Here is a 16,822-nt window from a genome sequence, read left to right as displayed (position 1 = left end):
CGGCGCGTGCGAAGGCGGTCGTCACAGCAGCTCCTCCGGAACGTCGAGGTGACGGGCGCGCAGCCACTCCCCCAGCGCCTTCGCCTGCGGGTCGAACCGGGCCTGCGCGGCGACGCCCGCACCGAGCAGGCCCTCGATGGTGAAGTTGACCGCGCGCAGGTTGGGCAGCAGGTGCCGGGTGACGGCCAGATCGGCGGTCTCCGGCAGCAGCCGGCGCAGAAGGTCGACGGTCAGGGTGTGCGCGAGCCAGCGCCAGCCGGGCTCGCTGCGGGCCCAGACACCGAGGTTGGCGTTCCCGCCCTTGTCCCCGCTGCGGGCGCCGACCAGCTGTCCGAGCGGCGCCCGGCGGGTCGGGCCCGGCTCCAACGGCTCTGGCGGTAAGGGCTGTTCGAGCACCCGGAGCTCCCGGGTCACGGTCGGCGGCGGCACCGGGACACCCGTACCGTCGGGAAGCACGGCCGTGTGGGTGATCGTGTGGGCGTCCAGGTGAACAGCCTCAAACACGCCGTAGGGCGCACCGGGGCCGGGTGGGGCGGTGAGGTGGAAGCCCGGGTAGCTGGCCAGGCCCAGTTCGACCGCCGCACTGCTCAACGCGCGGCCGACCCGGTGCTGGTCGGCGTCGCGTACGGTCAGCCGGAGCAGGGCGGAGGCGGTTTCCTCGGCGTCGGCGTCGGGGTGGTCGGTCCGGGCGAGGGTCCAGCGCAGCTCGGCGGGGCGCGGGTCGAATGCCTGCTCCAACTGCTCCTGGAGCAGGGCCGACTTGGCCTCGATGTCCAGCCCGGTGAGGACGAAGACCACCTCGTTGCGCCAGCCGCCGAGCCGGTTCAGCCCGACCTTGACGGTGGGTGGCGGCTCCTCGCCCCTGACACCGCTGATCCCGACCCGGTCGGGGCCGTCCTGGCGCAACCGCACGGTGTCCAGTCGCGCGGTGACGTCCGGACCGGCATAGCGTGCTCCGTCGGTCTCGTACAGCAGTTGGGCAGTGACGGTCTCCACGGTCACAGCGCCGCCGGTGCCGGGGTGCTTGGTGATGACGCTGCTGCCGTCGGCCTCGATCTCGGCGATCGGGAAGCCGGGGCGGCGTACGTCGTGTTCGTGGAAGAAGGCGTAGTTGCCGCCGGTGGCCTGGGCTCCGCACTCCAGGACGTGTCCGGCGACCACGGCTCCGGCAAGGGCGTCCAGGTCCTGCGGGCGCCAGCCGAAGTGTGCGACAGCCGGCCCGACCACCAGGGCGGCATCGGTGACCCGGCCGGTCACCACCAGGTCGGCCCCGCCACGCAGGCACTCGGCGATCCCGAACGCACCGAGGTAGGCATTGGCGGCCAGCAGGCCCTCCGGGAGCCCCAACTCGGCTGCCCTGGGCAGGAGATCGTCCCCGGTGACCCGTCCCACCCGCAGTGGGATGCCCCGCTCGTCCGCCAACTCGTGCAGCGCCTCGGCCAGTCGACCCGGATTGAGCCCGCCCGCGTTGACCACGATCCGCACGCCCGTCTCGTGCGCCAGCCCGAGGCACTCCTCCATCTGCCGCAGGAACGTTTTGGCGTAGCCGAGTCGCGGGTCCTTGAGGCGGTCGCGGGCGAGGATCAGCATGGTCAGCTCGGCCAGGTAGTCCCCGGTGAGGACGTCCAGCGCACCGCCCGTGAGCATCTCCCGGAAGGCGGAGAACCTGTCCCCGTAGAAGCCGGACGCATTGCCGATCCGCAACACCGCAAGTCTCCCCTGCCGCCGCGTGCCCCGCCCTGTCGCACCAACGGGCAGCAGCCTGGCAGCGGGCGAGTAATAAAGCAAGCGTGCATGCTTGTTTTTCCTCGCGGCAATTCACTTGGCCTCCATGGGACTTGTGACTGGAAGTCGCAGTTGGCGGTTGGAAGCCATAGTTGGCGGCTCGCTAGCTCAGCTACGCCGAGTGACCAAAGTGTCATGGGCAGCGAACGAGCTGGCACTACCACCCCGACCTATGCGTCAAGCCAGCTCTCGGCCAGTGTCGGAGCGACGGCGTCTACAAGGGGCAGTGTTCGTGCACTACAGCGGGCCCCCTTGGAACCAGCGCTCATAGTGCTGAGCTTCGACTCCATGCAGACCCGCTGGCGCCGACTGGAGCACTGACTGGGGTGCAGGCGTCTTCGACGAGCTCCACCGAACCTCCCATCGGAGCTGCACGCGGTCGGAGATCATTCCGGGAACCACGCACGCCTTGACACCTCCCACGTGCGGACTTGCGACCGGCCTGTCCCCCGCCGACCGCCGCAAGAGCAGCTGCAAGCACCAACCGATCCGCGACGGCAACGCCAACGAGGCCACCCAAAGCAGCGACGTTTGATGGCAGTTGGGCTTCTGGGGCAGAATAGGAAGCTGTAGCACTTGCCGGTGAAGCTGGCTAGACATCAAGGCGCCTACGCCCATCTGATGCTTCATGGCTGACGGCGGCAACGGTGAGCGGGAGCAGAGTGCGTTGAACAAGCTCAGCGACTTCCCCGCGCGGCACTTCGACCTCGGTTCCATTGGAGGAAATGGGAGTGCCGCAGCCGACTTGGAAGCGGATAGAGGACAGTCGGAGGCCACAGCATGGGAACTGTAGACGAACAGATTCGCAGCGCCGCCAGTACGATCTCTTCGAACATTACGTCCCTGGGGCACGATCGAGCACTGCTGGCACAGAACATCCTCAGCCAGCTCCGCAATCTGGTCGAGGGAGTGATGGTGCGAGTGCACGCCGGCAGCGGGGCTGTGGACTTCCAGTACTCTTCCGTCAGGCCTGCGGCGGACCACGTGAGTTCAAATGCCAAGCTCAACTTCCTCACACGATTCCATAAGCTGCTTCAGATCAGCGCGTCGCACTACACGATGGGCGGCGACCCTTCCGAACGGCTGATGCTGAAGTACTACGACTACCTGCACCGAATCCGCGACTTGGCTCATACTCAGCTCAGTCTCGAGATTCTTCCGAATCTGGAAGACTTTCCCGTGGACCTTGACCCCTCACTTCGGGAGTACCACGAGAAGATCTCGGCTCGGCTTCTGGCCTCGCGCTCGCTACCGCTCGGCCAAGCTCCCAAGGCTCGCTACTACATCCACGCAGTGCGCCCCTTCTTCACGGGCGGGCACATCTTCTACGAGGTGACCTTCTACAACGCCGTTAACAGGGTCAGTAAGTTCGATCGCATCATCGGCTTCACGGACATCGACATCACTGACAAGCACGCTGCCAATCTAACGCTTGCGAGCGACTCGATTCAGGTACTCGGGCAGACGATGCCGATCACGATCATCCGCGAGTGGGAGGTTTCGATCCGCCCATGCGAGTTCGACAACTTCGCAAGGATCTTCGGCCAGTCCATCACCGTGTCGTCCAGCAGTTCCGAGTATCGCAACCTGGCGCAGTATCTGACCACAACTTCATCGAGCCTGCTCGACCTCGTCGACACTACAGATGATCAGTACTCGCAAGTGAAGACCTGGGCAACGCGACGGTCGGATCGCCCCCAGATCTTCCCCGTACTTGACATGGCGCGCCAGATGATCCAGTCGAAGGCCGCCGGATCCAACGTGCTCCGCTACCTCATGCTGCGAATGAACAACCAGCTCATTAAGTGGCAGTTCACGCCGACCGCCTGCGGCGTTCTGTCGAACCTTCATCTGCAGTACGGATGCAAGCCGTTCGACGACATGCCCTTCTGTACGTCCTTGTATAAGCATAACCCCCGGATATCCGACCTTCTCGAAAGCTTGGACACGAGCGGTCGCACTCATGAGCTCCTAGCTCGACGCGTGAAGACCAACGTCGAAGACCGCGGCATGCTCTATACGCCGGCAAAGGACCTGGAGGATCTCGGAGACGTAGACCAGCTAGCAGCGACCTACAACGGCAAGGTCTACTACAAGCACACCGATCGGAAGCTGCTCAAGGACAAGGGACACGTCTTCATCAAGGGCTATGAGGACGGCATCGTCGAAATAATCGCCAAGCTCCAGCAGCTTGCGACTACAGGGATTGCTGGGTATGAGGCTGCGGTCAAGCAATGGCTTGCCCAGGCGCCCCCCGTCTCCGACGACCCACTTAAGGTACAGGCACTCCAGAAGCTCTTCGCCGATTCGCAAGTTGCACTTATCTACGGGGCCGCCGGCACGGGCAAGTCAACGATGGTCGGCCTCATTGCCAACTATTTCAACGGCAACGAGAAGCTCTTCCTCGCTCACACGAACCCGGCCGTCGACAACCTCAAGCGTCGAGTCAATGCACAGAAGTCCACCTTTCGCACGATCAGCAGCCACATCGGCCGCAACGACGCGACCGACTACGACGTCTTGGTTATCGATGAGTGCAGTACAGTCAGCAATTCCGACCTGCTCAAGGTGCTTGAGCGGACGTCCTTCAAGCTCCTCGTGCTAGTTGGGGACGTGTTCCAGATTGAGTCGATTCAGTTCGGAAACTGGTTTGGGCTTTCCAGGTCGTTCATCCCGAGCACCGCAGTATTCGAACTCGAGACACCTTTCAGGACCAAGAACGCGAATCTCTTGGACCTATGGTCGACTGTTCGTGAGCTGAAGGAGGACATCGCGGAGACGCTGGCACGCAACAGCTACTCTACGGTTCTGGATAAGTCTCTGTTCACAGCACAGCGGAACGACGAGATCATCCTCTGCCTGAACTACGATGGCCTGTACGGCATCAACAACGTTAACCGGTTCCTCCAGAGCACCAATCCTGGTGCAGCGACCCTTTGGGGTGCTTCAACCTACAAGGTCGGCGACCCGGTGCTGTTCAATGAGACTGATCGGTTCAGGCCGGTCATTTACAACAATCTGAAAGGCAAGATCGTAGCGATCCAGGCGTTCCCTGGTCGGATCCAGTTCGATGTGTCACTCGATCGACCGGTGACCGCCTTCGACGTTGATGGCGTCCAACTTCGGTACGTCCATGACTCCACGGTGCAGTTCGACGTCTATGAGCGTGGCAGCGGCGATGACGATGACGAATCGACGACCGGGTCCGTACCGTTCCAGGTTGCCTACGCAGTATCCATCCACAAGGCACAGGGCCTTGAGTACGACTCGGTGAAGGTCGTGATCACGGACGCCAACGAGGATGACATCTCGCACAACATCTTCTACACGGCGATCACCCGAGCGCGCGAGCATCTCCAGATCTTCTGGACGCCTGAGACCGAACATGCCGTCTTGGGCAGCTTGCAGCGGAGTGTCAACAAGAAGGATGTCGGTCTGCTTTCAAGTCGACGTGGACTGACGCAGGCACCGTGATCCGCTGTGTCGACTCGGAGGTGTCGACGGTCTGCTCGATGACGCAACGGAGCTTGCACAGGCAGTGGACGTCGGGATGGCCGCGTCGGGAGATCCTGGGCAGGATGCCGATGTGTCGCAGCTCCCGGTGGACGGCTTCGTTGTCGTCGCCGTTGTCGCCGCGCAGGGCATCCAGGCGTCTACGGCCGGCGGGACATTGTCGGCCGGGCCCACAGTCTGGGTGACGTCGTTGACGTTCATCGCAGCGGTGATCACCTTGAGAGGGCTGCCGTCGCCGTCGCAGATGAGCTGCTGCTTGCTCCAAAAGCAGTTGCTGCCGTTGGCGCTTACACCATGACGAGCGGCTCAAGTGGGCCGGTGGAGACGGTTGTGAGCCACGGAGGTCAGCCTGCGACCAGAGGCAGTGCCGAGCCAGCGAGCTGGCATCGGATCAACGACCCACGTTGATCGGCAGGTTCGGAGTACGCTCTGACCCTCGGCAACGGCACGTCCGTGGCGCTCCGAGACCTGGGGTTGGGGACGATGTCGGGAGTGCGATGCAGCTGACCCATGCCGAAGTGATCAACTTTCGTGCCTTGGAGCGGGTGGACGTCCGGGTTGATCCGAAGGCCACCCTCATCGTCGGGCGCAACAACAGCGGCAAGACTTCGTTCGTCAACCTCTTCGAGAAGTTCTTCGGCGAGGAAGACACGAGGTTCGTCCTGGAGGACTTCTCCACCGGTCGGATCGCAGACATCGAGCAGGCGCGGCAGATCTTCGCCGAGGCCCAGGCGCACGCTGCCCGGGGTGACACTGCGACGAGCGAGGACCTGTTGGCCAAGGCCTATGCCCTTGTCCCGGCAATCCGTTTGGTCCTCACGATCGACTACACGGAGGAGGACGATCTCGCTCCCCTTGCGGGTGTGATCCTCGACCTGGACGACGCCTGCTTTCAGGTCAAGATCGCGGCGGCGCTGGAGGCTGCCCGTCCCCATGACTTCCTTACGGCCTTTTGGACGGCCAGCCAGCGAGCACAGTTCGACCGCGTCAAGTGGCTCCGCAAGAACTTCTCGGACTACTTCACCCCAACATATAGAGCGGTCAGCCTCCTGGACGAAAGCGTCCGCAGGGACATCAAACGCGGTGTCGCGGAGTCCATCCTGTCGGTCAAGTTCGTCTACGCGCAGACGAAGATGGACGACACGCCGAGCGACAAAGCCCGCACTTTGTCGAAGACGTTCGAGACCTACTACAAGGTCAACAGCGTGCGAGAAGACCGTCACCAGAGCATCGAGCAGATCGAGACCGCCCTGGCGTCTGCCTCGAAGCAGCTCGATGACAACTACGCCACCCTGTTCGACCCGATCTTCGAGGACCTGCGCTCGTTCGGGGTCGGTACCATCACGCCGGTTCAGAAACCACGCATCGTCTCCCTCATCGAGGCCTCAGGAATCCTCCGCGGGAGCACCCGCATCCAATACCCGTCCGGGGACGAGGACTTCCACCTCCCCGAGGGTCACAACGGACTTGGCTACAGCAAGCTGATCTTCACGATCCTCCAGGTCATCAGCTTCCACCAGACCTACGAACGCACCACGCCCAGGCCGGCGCTACAGGTGCTGTTCATCGAGGAACCAGAAGCCCATCTGCATCCTCAGATGCAGGAGACGTTTATCAAGAACATCCAGGACTTCATCGACCGCAAGACGGGATGGAAGGTGCAGGTGGTCATCACCACGCACTCCTCCCATATCGTCGCCAGCAGCGGCTTCCACACCGTGCGCTACTTCGACCGTTCCGAGCCGCAGCTGACGGTCAAAGACCTGTCGACATTCCAGGCCAACGTCAAGGCCACGCCGCAGGGCGACGAGACCCTGCGCTTCCTGCGCCAGTACATGGTCCTGCACCGGTGCGACATGTTCTTCGCCGACAAGGTGATCCTAATTGAGGGCACGGCAGAACGCTTGCTCCTGCCCGAAATGGCGAAGCGGAGCGCGAAGGAGCTGCTACACCAGTACGTGTCAGTCATCGAGGTCGGCGACGCCTACGCAGTCCGATTCCGAGAGCTGCTCGCCTTCTTGAACGTCAAGACTCTCGTCATCACCGACATCGACTCCGTTTGCTCCAGGCATCGCGTTGCATGCCCGCCTGGTAACGGGCAAACGGTCACCGCGAACTCAACGCTCAAGAACTGGCTACCCGCGAAGTCCAGCGTCGCCGAACTTCTCGCCGTCGCCCCGGATGGCAAGGAACAGGGACACGTCCGCGTCGCCTATCAGATCCCCGAGCGAGAGTCGGGAACCTGCGCACGGAGCTTCGAGGACGCCTTCATCATCGCCAACGCAGAACTCCTCGCCCGCAACTACCGCCAACTCGCTCTCAAGGCCGCTTTCGTCAAGGAGGCCGGCGCCGACCCCACTCCCAACGACATCGAAGCCAAGGCCTACGACATCGCCCAGCGTCTCAGCGATCACAAGACCGACTTCGCCTTTGACGTCATGCTCCTCAACGACTGGGCCGTGCCCCGCTACATCGCGGAGGGACTGCAATGGCTCGCCTAGAAACCCTCGAAACCGTCGCAGTGGAGTTGGAGGCTCGGCGTAGCTTCCTCGTCGAAGCAGGGGCCGGCGCCGGCAAAACGACCACCCTGGTTCGCGCCCTTCAGCACCTGCTGACACGCCAACGCGCAGACCTCGAGGCGCACGGCCGTCGCATCGCCTGCATCACGTACACAAACGGAGCCAAAAGGAAGATTATCGAACGCATCGCCGCGGACCCCCTCGTCGATGTAGGAACCATCCATGAATTCCTCTGGAGCGCAATCCAGCCCTACCAGCGCGAGCTCTGGCAGCAGATCCTCAAGTACAACAAGGACTTGAACAAACCTGAAGACCTGGACGAGGTCCCCACGCCCCCCGCCATCGAGTATTCCGACCGCGGGCGCAGGCTGAGTGAGGGGCGCATCTCCCACGACGACGTCATCGCGCTCTCGCACGGGCTCGTCAAGGCCCATCCCAAGCTCATACGGATCATCACCAGCAAGTACCCGGTCATCTTCGTTGACGAGTACCAGGACACCTCGCCCAAGACGATGCAGCTCCTGCTGGACCACCTGGCGGCTGCGGGCCCAGAGAAATGCGTGATCGGACTCTTCGGCGACTCCATGCAGAAGATCTACGAGTCCGGCGTCGGAGCGGTGAAACGACCCGACCTGCTCACCGAGATCACCAAGCACGAGAACCACCGGTGCTCGCCTCCCGTCGTCGAGGTGCTGAACCGGATGCGGCCTGGGCTCATCCAGGATGCGGTCGGCACACAGCAGACAGGTGAGGTTCATCTGTTTCTCAACAGCGGCATCCCGGCCGGTCCAGAACGACTCACCGCTGCCGAAGCAACGCTCGCCCGGAACGGCTGGGCACGGGAGAACAGCAAGTACCTGCTACTCACCCACCGTGGGATCGCAGGCACGCTGGAGTACGCCAACCTCCTCGAGCGGTACCGGCAACTGGGCCGTTACGGCCCCGACGACCTCATGGCCCGCGAGGAGCCCTACATCCAGTACCTCACGCGCGTCGAAGCCATGTGCGCCGCCTTCCGCAACCACGACCTCGCCGGGCTGACCGACCTGCTGGACGAGGGACGGACACGGATCACCCGCCACGCCCACAAGCGCGCTATCAGCGGGGCCATCCGTGAGCTCGACGCTGTACGCACGACCGGCACCATCGGCGACGTGCTCGACCTCATGGCCGACGGCCACCTCCTCGCCATGCCTGGAAAGCTCAAAGACCTCGAACGCCGAAGAACCGCAGAAGACTTGGATGAGCGTGGCCAGCGACGAGCGGACTTCTCGAACAACATCCGTGACGTGTCCTACCGGGAACTCATCAGCGTCACTCACTTCATAGATGAACTGACGCCGTTCTCTACCCAACACGGTGTGAAGGGCGACGAATTCGAGAACGTCGTCGTGGTGATCGACGACCTCGCCTGGAACAGGTACAGCATCGGCAAGATGCTCGCCGGCACCGACAAACCCGACCGTACCGAGCGCTCTCGCAACCTGTTCTACGTTTGCTGCTCGCGGGCCCAGCGCGGCCTGGCAGTGGTATTCATCAGCGATCTCCCAGACGGGGCAGAATCCACGCTCCACGACTGGTTTGCTTCAGGCACTATCCATCGCTGAGCCATACCCGAGGGGCTGCCAGCTCACGTCAACACTGGCCGCTATAAGTCGCGCGCCGCCAGCATCGTTCACTCGTTGGGATGACCATCATCGGATCGACGTCCTCTTTCGGGGATCTCCAGCGCGCCGCTCTGGCATAAGTGGTGTCCTTGCCGCATGAGTGCGACGACCGGGAGTGAGCTCCGTTCCGATGTGTGTGATCTGGCGGAGCTGGTCACACCGTTCACGGGCGATGCCGACTTCCGCCAGAACTTGGTGCTCGCCCCCTCTTGGCCACGACGCTGGTCGACGACCTGGTTGATCGACGGCAGCCAGGTCGTCTGGCCGGTGCGGGATCTGGAGAGCGTGCCGGTACTGGATTCACAGCCGGTCCGCCGGTTCACCTGGCGAGCCCGGCAGCGGAATCGGCCTGGGCTGGAGCCGATGGTCTCGACCGGCAGAAAGCACGGCTTCGAGTCGCTGGAGGAGCGGGCCCTGCTGCGGGGGCTGGACTTCGTGCGGGCCCGGGAGGTGCTGCCGCAGCCGTTCCGCCTGGACTTCGAGCACACAAGCGGCCGCTCGGCGCACATCCCGGACTTTCTGGCGCTCATGCCGGACGGCAACTGGCTGTTCGACGTCCGGCCGGCGGAGTTGGTCCAGGACGAGGATGCGGTGAAGTTCGCCGCTACGCGGGAGGTCGCTGCCGCGGCGGGCTGGCGCTACACCGTGGTCGGCGGCTGGCGACACCACGTCCAGGGGGTGCTGGACGCGCTGTCGGCCCGACGTCGGCCTCGCACGGACCCGCTGGGGCTGCAGTCGCAGCTCCTGGCTGCGGCCGTCGAACGCCCCCGCTCCTTTGCGGAGTTGGTGGGTTCGACCGAGTGGCCGGCGCTGGCCCGAGTCGAGGCGGTCCACCTGCTCTGGCATCGGCGGCTGGGAGTGGATCTCGGATCACCGTTGCAGGACAGCTCGCTGGTCTGGCTCGGAGGGGCAGCCACCCGGGGGCGGTCGTGAGCAGGGGCGCTGTGCTGGTCGCACCAGGGGCCGGGCTGCGGTTGGGCGATGTCGACTGGACGGTCGAGGAGGTCGAGCCACATCTGGGGCGGATCATCCTGGCGGGGCCGAGCGGCAAGCGCGAACGAAGATCGCTTCGCTGGCTGGTGAACCACCCCGGTCTGCGGGTGTCGATGGTGGTGGACGGTCCAACGGCCGCGCGGCAGCCGGTGGTGCTGTCCGACCTCACCGAGGATCAACTGGCGCGGGCTCGACTGCGGGCGGAGCACCTGCTGGAGGCGGAGACGGGCTTCCGCGGCGGGAGCGCGGAGCGGGCTCTGCCGCATGAGCCGAGGGCGGGCTTCGACCCGGCGACGACCCTGCTCAAAGAGCGTCGACGGGCCAAGGCCCGGGAGGTTAAGGAGATGCCGCCCGGGGAGGCGCGGCGGCTGGGGCTCGAGTGCCTGAGCTTCCGGACGCTGGAGCGCCTGGGCGGCCGGGAGCCTAGTGAGGACGTAGTGCTGGCCTGCGCGGACGGCCGGTGGACGCGGCGGGGCGGCGGGCATCCGACGGTGACGGAGGAGATCCGGGAGGCCATCTTCGCGGTCCGGGCGGAGTTCCTGCGCCGGTCACGGATGAGCATGATGGCCCGGCACCGGCTGATGTGTCAGTACGTCCACGAGACGTTTCCCGACTTCCCCAGCGAGGACGTCCCGGGGCGCAAGACGCTGACACAAGTCTGGCGGGAGTGGTTCGGGCCGGACGGCTCCCGGCAGCGCTACGTCCGCACCGCCGAGATCGCCGAGGCCGGTCGGCGGGTGGTGGTCCACCGGCCGGGCCAGGTGGTTGCGCTGGACTCGACACCGCTGCCGGTGAAGGTCCGCGAACACGTCTTCGGCGAGCCGGTATCCGTCGTGCTCTCGCTCGCGCTGGACCTCTACACGCACTCGATCGTCGCATTCCGGCTCACGCTGGTGTCGGACACGTCGGTGGACATCGCAATGCTACTGCGGGACGTGATGATGCCGCTGCCGATGCGCGAGGGCTGGGGCGAGGACATGGAGTGGCCCTACCCTGGCGCCCCCGCCTCGCTGGTCGCCGAGTTCGCCGGCCACCGGGTCGCCGCGCTACCGTTCTTCGCACCGGAGACGGTCACCACCGATCATGGCAGCTCCTACAAGAACCACCAGATCGTCGCCGCCGAAAACGCGCTGGGCTGCACGATCCTGCCGGCGCGCACGCTACGGGCTCACGACAAGTCCGCCGTCGAGCGGGCGTTCTCCTCCATCAAAACGCTGCTGCTGGAGCACCTGCTCGGCTTCACCGGCACCGATGTCGCCGACCGCGGCGCCGACCCCGAGGCGGACGCGGTACTGACGATCGAACAGATGGAACACCTGATCGCGACCTGGGTCGTTCGGATCTGGCAGCGGCGGGAGCTGGGCGAGTACGCGCCGAGTTGGGCACCGGGCGAGAAGCACAGCCCGAACTCGCTGTTCGCGGCCGTCGTCCAGCAAGGCGGCCTCGACCTGGAGGTCCCAGGCCCGGAGCTCTACTACAAGGTCCTGCGGTCCCACCACGTCAAGATCCACCCGCACCGGGGGGTGAAGATCCTCGGGCTCTTCTACTACGACCCGGTGCTGGAGGAGGAACGCTTCCGTGGTCCGTCGCCGCGCGGCGGCCGGCACAAGGGCCGGTGGGTGGTCCGCAGTGACCGAAGAGATCGGCGCCAGGTGTTCTTCCAGGATCCGGACGACCCGGAGGTCTGGCACGTCCTGCGCTGGACCGGGCTCCCGCCCGAGGGCGAGGTCCCGGCGTTCTCCGATGTCAACGCCCAGGCCCTGCTCGGCGAGGTTCGCCGTCGGGGGCTGAAACCGCTCACAGACGCCGAACTGCTGCCGGTGCTGCTGAACCTCCTCGGCTCGGTGATCCCGGTCGCCAGCTGGCCTTCGCAGATGACCAAGCGGGAGAAGACCGCACGCTCCCGCCGGGCCGCCCAGGCGGCGCAGGCCGCCGCGGACCGGCCTCGGCCGCCCTCGCCTGAACCTGCCGGGGAACCCGCGCCGCAGCCAGGAGCGAAGGTGGTTCCCTGGCCGCGTGAGGCTGCGGGCGTCCAGGCGGCGGTCGACGCCGAACGGCGCCGCCGGCGCGAAGCCGCCGTCACGGGCCGACCGACACCGCCGCCCCGCCTCGGCGACTCCCTACGACGACGGAACCTGTTCCTGCTGCCTGACGACGACAGCGACACCGATGTGACCAGGGAGAACGCGTGACGGGCGGCCCCAGCTCAGCCAAGGTCCTCGCCGACCTGCTGGAGAACAAGCCGCTCCGCAGGGACACCTTCGAGGGCTGGCAGCAATACCGCACAACACGGCACAGGTTCGTGCCGGCGCCCGTGATCACGATCGACCAGTGGCGAACGATGAGCCCGCGGGACCGGGCTCTGCACGACATGCACCGCACCGCGACCCACGTGAATCTGCCCTTGCAGGAGACGCCGATGTCGCTGAAGGTCTCGCGCCTGGTGAACCGCAGGATCAGCAACAACGCCTGGAAGCGGAACTCCTCGACGCTCTCCGGGGTGATGGTCAACGGCCTGGGCTACCACGGCAAGACGGAGACCACGTGTGAGGTCGCCGCCTCTTTCGAGGACCGGTGGCTGGACCTGCACGCCCACGTCAACCCGCGTGCCATGCCCGGGACTCGGGACCTGCATGCCCCTATCGCCTACGTCCAGACCCCGGTGACAGCGAAACCGAAGAGTACCTGCCAGGCGGTCCTGGACTTCTTCGGTGCCCCCACGAAAGGCCTGACGCTGCCGCAGCTGGTTCGGCAGGTCGCCGAGTCGGCGAAGGACCACGGGGTTCAGGCGCTGATCCTGGATGACATCACCCGCCTACGGATGCACCGCGCGGACGACCAGGACGTCCTCGACCTCATCCGGGCGTTCATGAGCATGAACCTCACCCTGGTCCTGGTCGGTGTCGACATCCCCGGATCCGGCCTGCTGCGGGAAACGAAGTGGGATTCCCGTCACCGACAGTGGGTCATGCCGCCTTCCAAGCGCGCCCGTACGTTCGGCCTGGAACCCACCCAGACCGAGCGGCGATTCGACATGGTCGACCTCGATCGCTTCCGCTGCACCACCCCCAATCAGATCCAGGCCTTCCAGAACCACCTCGCTGGCATCGAGGACAGCCTGCGGCTGTTCGACGCGAGACCCGGGATGCTCACCGAGGGCACCATGCCCGAATATCTGATGCGTCGCACCGGTGGAGTCGTCGGCCTGCTGACCCGTCTGATCGAGGACGGTGCCCAGGAAGCCATCGACAGCGAACGCGAGTTTCTGGACGAGGAGTTGCTGGACGAGATCGTCCTTAGCCTCGACGACCCCGGCCGAGACCCGGACGCCGGCGAGATCCCCGTGATCGATGCCGTCGCGCCCGTTGCGGCAGCAAGCCGCAGGCCCGCCCTCAGTAAACGGGCGCGCAACACCGTCTTCGATGACGGCGGCCCTCGCACCGCCGAGGCGACACTCTGATGGCATCCACGCCGGCCGGACCGCACCCGCTGCCGCGAAGTCTCGTCCCGCTGCCCGATGAGAGTTTGCCCGGCTTCATCCTGCGGCTGTCCCACCGCCTCGATCAGGCGCCGGGCCGACTCATGCGTCTGGCCGGCCTGACGAACACCGCGAATCCGTCGAACAGCGCTCCGGTGAGGCACCTGTTGATGTTGCAACCGGGGCCCCTGGAGACCTTCACCCGCCTCACGCGGCTTACTCCTGAAGAGGCTCAGGGGCTGACTCTGCGGCAGTTCACCGGCCGCGATCCCGCTGTCACCGAGGCCCTGAAGCGGCCCGGCGGCAACCAGTACGCCAGCCTGATGATCCCGCCCTGGCTCCTACTGACCTCGAGCCGGTACTGCCCTCGGTGTCTGGCTGGCGACAGCACCGACATCCAGAACTGCCATGGCGGGCCCTGGAGGCTGCACTGGCGACTCGCGGCCGTCTTCGCCTGCTTGGAACACGGCGTCCTGCTGGAACATCTATGCCCCGCCTGCCACAAGCCCCCGTTCAGCAATCACGGCTGGGGCAGCCGGCGCCTGCTCTTGTCAGCGGTCGGGGCAGCGGCCCTACACCCGGCTCGGTGCCGCAACGGCGTCCTCGCCGCGAAGAACACCCAACCCTGCGGTGGGCACCTGGACACCGTCACCGCCCGCCCGCTCACTCGCGAGCTTGCATCGCTGCAGGCGAAGATCCTCCGCCTCATGGCGCCAGGGACCGAGCCGACCGCAGCGGCTGCGATCAGCGACATGCAGGTCATGGCGGCAATCGTCGCCGGAACCTGGCCACGTGCTGCCGTCCACGCGCCCTTCGACATTCCATTGGGTCTGGAGTCCCTGCTGGACCGCCGAGACACCATCAAAACCGACGTTCGATGGGACACCCCACCGCTCGACGCCGAGCCCACCGCGGCTCTGCTCGCCATGGCCGGCGCCCTCCTGGGGCAGCCTCGCGCCATCTTTCAGCAGAACCTCGACCATCTCCTCTCGGCGGCTGTACCTCACCCGGGTTCGACATAATTCGGCAGCCTGGAGTGGCGAATCCGGGGTCTGACCTGGGCGGACGTGCTTGTGACCGCCTGGAGGGCGTTTCTCTAGGCGGTCGCGTTTCTGCTGGTCAGCGGGTTGCGGGCTGAAGCGCGACGACCTGCTTGGGGACGGGGATCTGCAGCTTCGCGAGCAGGTCCCGCTGAGGCTTCGTCAGGGCGGTGACCTGCTGGAACGTTCCGGTGGGGCCGGTGAAGGTGCCCAGGTGGAGGCGGTCGAGCTCGCGTCGGATGTGCGGCCAGGTGTCGCCGGTGGTGGTCTCGGTGATCCTGATCAGCAGGAGAGCGAGCCAGCACAGGACGACGTGGGCTCGGATGCGTTCTTCGAGTCGGTGGTAGACGGGCCGCAGGTCGATGATCTGCTTCATGTCGCGCCAGCCGCGCTCGACTTCCAGCAGTTGCTTGTAGCCGAGCGCGATGTCCTCGGCGCTCAGGTGAGGGTCCGAGCAGCGCAGGAGGTACTTCCCGTCGAGGTTCTCCTCAGCCTTGATCTTCGCCTGGTCGATGCGGAGCTTGCCGGCCGGGGTGGCGCGAAGGTAGCGGTTCAGGCCGGGCTTGTCGGCGATCCTGCCGCGCAGTTCGCCCCGCTTGAAGTCGCTGAGCTTGTCGGTGTCGGCGATCAAGTCGGCAAGTTGGGCGACGAGTTGTTCGCGCATGTGCCGGTCACGCTCGGCCGCTTCAGGGTTGTGGCAGATCACGAACCGGTCGGTGTCGGATATCCGCACTTCCTTGACGCGCATGTTCTCGCCGACGTCCTGGTAGCGGCCCTGCCGGGACAGGGCGGCCTGCACCTCGGGGCTCCCGGAGCGGAGCTTCTCGCCGATGATGTAGGCGTGGTCGCCCTTGCGCAGGTAGCGGCGGTTCTCGGCGGAGGAGAATCCGCGGTCGGCCACCCACACGATCTTGGAGAGGGTCCAGTCCCGCATCTCGTCCTTGACCTGCCGGATCAGGGTCTGGTCGGAGGCGTTGCCCGGCCAGCACCAGCAGCGCACCGGGATGCCGTCGCGGGTGACGGCCATGCCGATGACGATCTGCGGCAGGTCGTCGCGGGAGTCCTTCGACTTGCCGTAGGTCCGGAACCCGACCGGCTTCGCGTCGCCGCCTGCCTGGCCGTCGCCCTCCAGCCTGCGGCCGGCGTTGTCGCGGGCGACCGGCTCGTCGGGCTCCTCCAGCTCGAAGTAGGTGCTGGTGGTGTCGAAGAACAGCAGGTCCACCTCCAGGTTCAGCAGGTTCGCGACCTCGTCGAACACCTGCTTCTCCAGGTCGTCCTTGACCTCGTGCAGCCAGTCCATCGCCCGGTAGCAGGTCTGTTCGCCGGCATCGGCCAGGCCGTCGATGTGCACGTCGTTCGTGATCCAGTCCGCGGCTGCGAGCTTCGAGGACGGGGCCAGCGCGCGGTTGGCGACAAGGGCGAACAGCACCCGCTCGGTCGCGGCCATGTCCCGGCGGCGACCCCGCTTGGGCTGCCCGACTCGGCCCACGATTTGATCGATCCGCAGTCGGCGCCAGAGGTGGTCGAGTACGTAGGCGCCGCCGAACGGCACCGAGGAGACGAACTCCAGGTCGGAGGCGGCGGTCGCGGCCAGGGTGTCCCCCGGCTCCAGCAGCCTCGATAGAGACGCGACCAGGCGCTTGACCGCGTCGCGGTCCAGGTCGTCCTCGCGGCCGAAGGTGAACAGCACCTTCGGCACCGCCCGCCCCTTCACCGGGTCCCACTCGTTGTGGGCTAGGTGCAGGTACCGGACCGTCCCGGACTTGTTCTCCCGCTTCGTCGTCTTCACGTACACGACTCCAGACGATAGGCCGAAGCAGCAGGCCA

General features: G+C 65.5%; 10 protein-coding genes. 8 read left to right on the top strand and 2 right to left on the bottom strand.

The window, feature by feature from the left end; translation table 11 throughout:
• Positions 1-21 precede the first annotated feature (21 nt).
• Positions 22-1,647 carry an acyclic terpene utilization AtuA family protein gene (locus ACSMTC_RS34615; protein WP_436564898.1) on the bottom strand — a complete coding sequence of 542 codons (1,626 nt, stop codon included), beginning with the start codon at positions 1,645-1,647 and terminating at the stop codon, positions 22-24.
• 918 nt (positions 1,648-2,565) lie between these two features.
• On the opposite strand from ACSMTC_RS34615, the gene ACSMTC_RS34610 reads away from it, so the two are divergent.
• The 8 genes from ACSMTC_RS34610 to ACSMTC_RS34575 all read left to right on the top strand — a co-directional run bounded on the left by ACSMTC_RS34610 (position 2,566) and on the right by ACSMTC_RS34575 (position 14,977).
• Positions 2,566-5,259 (top strand): ATP-dependent DNA helicase, encoded by a 2,694-nt coding sequence (locus ACSMTC_RS34610; RefSeq protein WP_436563688.1) that lies wholly within the window; start codon positions 2,566-2,568, stop codon positions 5,257-5,259.
• A gap of 112 nt (positions 5,260-5,371) precedes the next feature.
• Positions 5,372-5,596, top strand: a complete 225-nt coding sequence (locus ACSMTC_RS34605; protein ID WP_436563687.1) for a hypothetical protein — start codon at positions 5,372-5,374, stop codon at positions 5,594-5,596.
• Between the two features lie 199 nt (positions 5,597-5,795).
• Complete coding sequence (locus ACSMTC_RS34600; protein WP_436563686.1) at positions 5,796-7,799, top strand: ATP-dependent nuclease; 2,004 nt, start codon at positions 5,796-5,798, stop codon at positions 7,797-7,799.
• Positions 7,787-9,424 carry a UvrD-helicase domain-containing protein gene (locus tag ACSMTC_RS34595; protein ID WP_436563685.1) on the top strand — a complete coding sequence of 546 codons (1,638 nt, stop codon included), beginning with the start codon at positions 7,787-7,789 and terminating at the stop codon, positions 9,422-9,424. Before ACSMTC_RS34600 ends, ACSMTC_RS34595 begins: the two co-directional genes overlap by 13 nt.
• Before the next feature lie 156 nt (positions 9,425-9,580).
• Complete coding sequence (locus ACSMTC_RS34590; RefSeq protein ID WP_436563684.1) at positions 9,581-10,417, top strand: TnsA-like heteromeric transposase endonuclease subunit; 837 nt, start codon at positions 9,581-9,583, stop codon at positions 10,415-10,417.
• Positions 10,414-12,669, top strand: coding sequence for a transposase (locus ACSMTC_RS34585; protein ID WP_436563683.1), 2,256 nt, complete (start codon positions 10,414-10,416; stop codon positions 12,667-12,669). The genes ACSMTC_RS34590 and ACSMTC_RS34585 overlap by 4 nt, the downstream gene beginning before the upstream one ends.
• Positions 12,666-13,937: an AAA family ATPase gene (locus ACSMTC_RS34580; protein WP_436563682.1), complete on the top strand. Its 1,272-nt coding sequence runs from the start codon at positions 12,666-12,668 to the stop codon at positions 13,935-13,937. Before ACSMTC_RS34585 ends, ACSMTC_RS34580 begins: the two co-directional genes overlap by 4 nt.
• A complete protein-coding gene (locus tag ACSMTC_RS34575; protein ID WP_436563681.1) occupies positions 13,937-14,977 on the top strand; it encodes a TniQ family protein in 1,041 nt (346 codons plus the stop codon). The genes ACSMTC_RS34580 and ACSMTC_RS34575 overlap by 1 nt, the downstream gene beginning before the upstream one ends.
• Positions 14,978-15,074: 97 nt before the next feature.
• On the opposite strand, the gene ACSMTC_RS34570 is transcribed toward ACSMTC_RS34575, so the two are convergent.
• Complete coding sequence (locus ACSMTC_RS34570; protein WP_436561280.1) at positions 15,075-16,790, bottom strand: IS1634 family transposase; 1,716 nt, start codon at positions 16,788-16,790, stop codon at positions 15,075-15,077.
• Positions 16,791-16,822 lie beyond the last annotated feature (32 nt).

The sequence above is a fragment of the Kitasatospora sp. HPM-01-4 genome, from assembly GCF_051374625.1.
Lineage (GTDB): Bacteria > Actinomycetota > Actinomycetes > Streptomycetales > Streptomycetaceae > Kitasatospora.
This window is presented reverse-complemented; position numbering and strand designations above follow the sequence as displayed.